The organism is Muriicola jejuensis (assembly GCF_010671595.1).
In the GTDB taxonomy this organism is placed as follows: Bacteria; Bacteroidota; Bacteroidia; order Flavobacteriales; family Flavobacteriaceae; genus Muriicola; species Muriicola jejuensis.
In genome coordinates this window covers 1-6311 of sequence record NZ_JAABOP010000008.1, presented here as the reverse complement: position 1 = coordinate 6311, position 6311 = coordinate 1, and the positions used below count along the sequence as shown (strand labels likewise).

Sequence of the window (6311 nt, the reverse complement as noted above, 5' to 3'; positions counted from 1 at the left end):
CATAGCCGGAACCGTTACCTGCAAGCTTGAATAACAAATATGAATGAAAAATAAACTTGTTTTCTTTACTGGAATACTCGGAGCATTTTTATTCGTTATTACATCACTTATTGGTGGATTTTTAATAGATGGTTATGATATTTTTAAACAGTTTATTAGCGAAACTTACGCTATTGACACTAAATATGGATTGATTTTAAGACTTTTCGGCTTTATCCCAAGTGGAATACTTTTAACAATATTCTGCTTTCGTGCACTACACCATTTTAAAGCTTCCAAATGGAGTAGAATAGGCTTCTATGGAATTGGAATATTTTATGGGGTAGCAACTATTGTAGTTTCAATTTTTCCATGTGATAGCGGATGTAACAGAGAATTAATAAACCCAAGTACTTCTCAACTAATTCATAATTTAACAGGGTTGTTAACTTATATTATCGTTCCGTCATCCATAGTACTAACTGGATTTGGTGCAAGAAGTATTGGATATAATTCCTTCTCGGTGCAATCATTTGCCCTTGGTTCAATTGGTTTTTTCTTTGTAGTTGTTTTAATTACTTATACCTATTCTGATTATGTTGGACTACTACAAAGGACAGTGGAATCAACATTTATCTTATGGATCGTGCTTTGCGCTTTAAAAGTAAAGAACCCAAAAGCCAGCAGGTAACAACGGCTATAGCCCATCGCCGGCCAAGGATAGGTAATTTTTCCTACTTTAGAGTTTATTAATTAATAGCGGTTAGGTCTTTCCATCGAGGCGCCGGGCCATAGCCGGAATCGTTAGCTACAAGCGTAAAGCAAGAGAATGTTTAGAACAATTTTTTCTCTTTCAGTGTTTTTACTCACCTATACTTCTTTTGCTCAGGATGAACTTGGCATTGAAATTTCGGAAAATGCAGAATTAATCAAAGCCCTCAATTCCGCTCACTTAATTGGCGAGAATGTGGAACATAATCTCTCAGTTAGAATCTACAAATTGGACAATGGAACGGCTAGTGCAGGCTTTCCAAGTTCCGAGGTTTCTGATAATTTACTAGTTGCTATTTCAGCCTTTGATGAAGAGCCAGAACAAAATCTATTTAAAATTGGCCCCTTCTTAAATCCAAAAGTCATTTCATGGCAAGTTGATCAGGAGTATGAAAAAACGTTCGTTGTGGAGCATGGTCCTTATGACAAGCGTAAAGCCTTAAGGTTGGGTGTCAATTTGCAAAGTATGAGGATTATTGAGTGACGCCAGTAGCTAACAACGGCTATGGTTTATCGCCCTCCAGGGTCTGGGATAATTTGCTATTTTAGGGATTAACAAAAACAAGACGGAAGGCTGGCGCCTCCAGGCGCCAAACCATAGCCGGGGCCGTTAGCAGCAATATTTTGACAAGAGTATTATGGATATTGAATTGCGAAGAAGTTTATTCTACTCTTACTTAATTGGATTACCCATTGGGTTGGGATGGATTGCAGCAGCGATCTTCGCTCCATTGCTCTTGGGTGAAGGTCTTTTCACAATGGTCGTGTTGGTTTCTTTTGGAAAGGCTATAATTGGGTTGTCTATTGCGTTTTTAATTTCCCTTTGGATCGGAGCTTTAATCGCAAAAAACAGTATCAAAAAAGGAGAAAGGTTAATTGTAACTTCCTTCAAATACTCAGCAATAATTAACCTAATAATTTGGACCGTATTTGGTTTAATTATGAGCCTTCAGCCTGAGGGAGAATGGATGTGGGGTAAAATAGCGATCGTTGCTTTTGTAATCTGTACAGTCTTAACCGCAATATCTATTGGCCTATTAATTAGCCATAAAATTCGTATAGCAATTACAAAATAAAGCTGCTAACAACGGCTATAACCCATCGCCGGCCAAGGCTAGGGAAATTTTCCTACTTTAGAGTTTATTAATCAATCCGGGGTTGGTCTGTCCATCGAGGCGCCGGGCCATAGCCGGAACCGTTGGGCTACATTAATTGAATTGACTTTGCTACTTCATGAGTTGGAAAAAACACTTGATAAACCGATACTATTTGGTTGGCGCTATTCTGTTAGTTATCAATTTACCCCTATTTGTAACGAAGTGGCTCATTAATGAGAATTACTTCAGCTGGGCTTGGGGTGTTTGTCTTTTTTTGGGTGCTATTTTCATGTTGTTAGGGTACAAATACGAAAAGAAGGAAAAATTACTTAATTCAAAAAGTAGGATGTAACGATAGCCCAACAACGGCTATGGTTCATCGCCCTCAGAGGTCCGGGATTATTTGCTATTTTAGGGATTAACAAAACAAAACGGAAGGCTCGGGCGTCCAGGCGCCAAACCATAGCCGGAACCGTTATACTCAATACCTCCTTTCCAATTTTAGCGCAAAGCTTTACGGCAGTTCGCAAGGGTTACGCAAGGGTGACGGCTGTGCGGATCACTCAAGCGGTTGGACGGCATATCTTTGCAGCGTTACGGAGGGGAACGGAGGGCTACGGCAGCACGGAGGGAACATGTTTACTCAGACGTGTCGGTACGGAGCATAACAACGCCTATAGCCCATCGCCGGCCAAAGCATGGGAAATTTTCCTACATTAGAGTTTATTAATCATTTCTGGAGTGGTCTGTCCATCGAGGCGCCGGGCCATAGCCAGGACCGTTGTCATTAATTATCTAAAAATGGAAATGCTTAAGAAGCTATTCAAAGGAAATATTTTAACTGACTTCATTTGGCTATTTGTGGGAATAGCAGGCGGAATCAATTACTATTTAAAAGGTAGTTATTGGACGGCTGGGATATTTGCTTTTCTAGCTATTCTTTATCTGATTAAAATCGCAAGTCCTCTTTGGAAGGGTAATCAGGTAAGTAGTGATTCTGAGTGAGGTCTACCCATATCATTACTTAACTAATGACAACAACGGCTATGGTTCATCGCCCTCCAGGGTCTGGGATTATTTGCTATTTTAGGGATTAACAAAACAATACGGAAGGCTGGCGCCCCCAGGCGCCAAACCATAGCCGAGACCGTTACCTACCATAGCGTTTATCTTCAAGTCAAAACTCAAAGTCCTTTTGTAAAGCCAAGGTCGGTCAATGACCAATGTTCCTTCTTTTGCTATGGTCTTCACTCGGAGGTTTTTCTGGGGTAGTTCTGCGGAGATCTGGGAATTCTCAAGGGGTCTGGGCGGTGCTAGCTACGTTAGGTAACAACGGCTATAGTTTAGCGCCGGCCGGGGTCGGGTTTTTTTTCTATTTTAGGTCAAATAAATAACAAAACCGGAAAGATGGCGCCCTCAGGCGCCAAACCATAGCCGGAACAGTTAGCATTAATGATAGAAATATAACACGGCTGAATACAGGTTAAATGGGAGGTGTTGTTGACTGAAAGCAGAAATCGTCTCGAGATTAAACTTAGCGAGTGGAAAGTCGCAAGCTAGTCCTGCTTTCTCGCCCTTCTGTTTCTGCTACTTCTGAAATTCCTGCTATTTCTTGTTAGGTAATTAAGCAAGCTCATAGCTAAGGCCAAAAATATTACTGGGACAAGGATGTATAAAGCTTCTTTAGGAATATCCATGGTATTAAATTACAAAAATTCTTTAAGCCTTAAGAGTTATTGAGGTGCAAACTGATCGCTATACACTAATGCTAACAACGGCTATAGCCCATCGCCGGCCAAGGCTTGGGGAAATTTTCCTACATTAGGGTTTATTAATCAATCCGGGGTTGATCTGTCCATCGAGGCGCCGGGCCATAGCCGGAACCGTTGTGCATTATTAAAAAGTATGGCCAATAATTGGGGAATCCCGAAAGATGTGGAGAATGTAGTAAGGTTGCGGGATGGTGCTTGTGTTTATTGCGGTGTGGATTTTTCTATCGCTCATGCTTCGAGGAAAACTAAACCTACTTGGGAGCACATAGTCAATGATATTCGAATTAATGGTGTAAATAACATAGCGCTATGCTGTACCTCTTGTAACGCCAGTAAAGGAGCTAAGCTAATTGAAGATTGGCTAAGAAGTAGTTATTGTCTATCGAAAGGAATATCATTTGATTCAGTTGCTCAGGTGGTGAAAGATGCAATCCTGAATCCGCCAACTCTAGTGGGATAACAATGCACAACAACGGCTATAGCCCATCGCCGGCCGAGGCTTGGGAAATTTTCCTACATTAGGGTTTATTAATTATTCCTGGAAAGGTCTACGCAGTGAGGCGCCGGGCCATAGCCGGAACCGTTGTACACAATATTTACCAACAAAAATGAATAGAAAATTAATTACCCTTTTACTTTCAATCTTTTTCACAACTGTTGTGTTTTCTCAATCTGAAAAGATTAGAATAAAAACTGACCATTTAACGGAATTGAATTATTTGAAAATGGATGATTTTTATTTAACTCACTATTTATACATCGACTTGTTTCTGAGAGAAAATTTGTTCCCAGAAGCAACTTCAAAAGATGTTTCCTCAATATTAACAGCTCTAAAAAAATATGTTTCCGTAGAAAATAAATTAGATATTGAAATAGAAAAACCTGGAAATAGAAATTATCTAATTCGATTTGCAATTTTAAAGAAAGATGACGGAACCGAATTATTGATTGCTTTCACCAATTGGAGTGTAAAGAAAAAGGAATTTGAAAAGGAAATTAAGATTGAAAATGATTCTTACACTAGATGGTATTTTCTAAATGGAAGCAAAATGACCTATAGAAAAGATATGTCAGATCAGAATGACTACTCAAGTTTGACAAAATCTGATTTAGCCAATGCTTACCTATTCGATGAACTAACCGAAAACGATTCCGAAATAAAAAACACGTTAGAAGAAGTCCTTAATCAAAGTGATTTAAACGTATCGGAAAAGATTGAGGCTAATTTAATTCTTTTGAAATACCACATATTCCAGAAGGAGAAGGAAAATGTGATTATGCAAACAGCATACCTAAACGACCTGTTTGAAAAAAACAGATCAAAATCTGACCTGAGAGGTTTGCAAATGGCGTATGATGCTACGAAATTTCAAATTGAATTGATGAAATAAATACTGTGTACAACAACGGCTATGGTTCATCGCCCTCAGAGGTCTGGGATTATTTGCTATTTTAGGGATTAACAAATCAATACGGAAGGCTGGCGCCTCCAGGCGCCAAACCATAGCCGGAACCGTTAGGTAACATAATCAAGTGAAGAAAATATTTTCAAAAAATGTGATCCGCGTATTCCTCTTAGCCGGCAGTCTTTTCGCTATCGGAATGGCCGGTTTGGATTTCCTCGGTGGGGATGTATTTAATCCGTGGAAGTTCGTGTATCACTTCTTATTTTTTGGAATATTTATGACGGTCGGGATTAACTTCGTTGGGAAAAAGAAGTCCAAAAGTGACGTAAGGGAAAAGTAAAATAACGTTACCTAACAACGCCTATAACCCATCGCCGGCCAAGGCTTGGGAAATTTTCCTACATTAGAGTTTATTAATCAAAACTGGTTAGGTCTGCGCATCCAGGCGCCGGGTCATAGCCGGAACCGTTGCCCAACATTGAAATAAATACTGGTTTCAAAGAAACCCTTACCACTCTATCAATCTTTTCTCAAAAGCTTCGATATATTCCTCTTCTGAAATTTTTCCGGTAACAAAATCTTCCAAAGTCTTTTGATCTTCAACACGGAGGAAAGTTACCTGTTTTTGATCCGTACGAAAGGTCAGTCTGTCCTTTCCAAGCTTTATAAGTCTTCCTGTGTTTTCAAAATTATTGGTTGAGCTGTCGAACAAAAAATATTCTCCGTCCTCGATTTTGTACTTATTGGATGAGAGCCCAAAAGATGTCCAATAATAAATTTCCGAATTAGAGTAATATACTTCGGTATATTCGGGAAATACTTCGTTTCGTTCTCCTGATTTCCAGTTTCCTTGTAAATAAGTATTGCCTTTGAAATTAGATTTACAAGAGACAAGAATGGTTATGAGAAATAAAATATATCCTTTATACAATATTCTGGATCTTTTGATTAGATTTTATAACAATCGAAAGTTAAGGCAAACTTTTCAGTGAATTGTGATCTAATACTGGAGATATTAGGGATGGAGCGACGTCCGTAAACGTTGGGCAACAACGGCTATGGTTCATCGCCCTCAGAGGTCTGGGATTATTTGCTATTTTAGGGATGAACAAAAACAATACGGAAGGCTGGCGCCTCCAGGCGCCAAACCATAGCCGGAACCGTTGTGTGCTATTTTTTGAAAATGAAAAAAAACCTCTTTTTTTACCTGATTGTTCTCTCTGCCATATCCCAAAGCCTGTTTTCTCAGACCTCAGAACAGGATTTGCCTTCAGAATTTGGAATCT

5 protein-coding genes are annotated in these 6311 nt (G+C 39.4%); 4 read left to right on the top strand and 1 reads right to left on the bottom strand.

The genetic code is table 11. The annotated features are described in order from the left end of the window. The first annotated feature begins 43 nt into the window (after nucleotides 1-43). From GWK09_RS14670 to GWK09_RS14650, 4 genes are all read left to right on the top strand, one after another. Nucleotides 44-670, top strand: a complete 627-nt coding sequence (locus tag GWK09_RS14670) for a DUF998 domain-containing protein (RefSeq protein ID WP_163694226.1) — start codon at nucleotides 44-46, stop codon at nucleotides 668-670. 138 nt (nucleotides 671-808) lie between these two features. Continuing rightward, entirely contained in the window at nucleotides 809-1234 is a 426-nt protein-coding gene (locus GWK09_RS14665; protein WP_163694225.1) for a hypothetical protein, read from the top strand. A 154-nt stretch (nucleotides 1235-1388) separates the two neighbouring features. Beyond that, nucleotides 1389-1826 carry a hypothetical protein gene (locus tag GWK09_RS14660; RefSeq protein ID WP_163694224.1) on the top strand — a complete coding sequence of 146 codons (438 nt, stop codon included), beginning with the start codon at nucleotides 1389-1391 and terminating at the stop codon, nucleotides 1824-1826. Nucleotides 1827-4227: 2401 nt separating this feature from the next. Then, a complete protein-coding gene (locus GWK09_RS14650) occupies nucleotides 4228-5010 on the top strand; it encodes a hypothetical protein (protein WP_163694222.1) in 783 nt (260 codons plus the stop codon). A 523-nt stretch (nucleotides 5011-5533) separates the two neighbouring features. Here the strand turns inward: GWK09_RS14650 and GWK09_RS14645 are convergent. Further along, on the bottom strand, nucleotides 5534-5956 hold the full coding sequence (locus GWK09_RS14645) for a hypothetical protein (RefSeq protein WP_163694221.1): 423 nt from the start codon (nucleotides 5954-5956) through the stop codon (nucleotides 5534-5536). Nucleotides 5957-6311 lie beyond the last annotated feature (355 nt).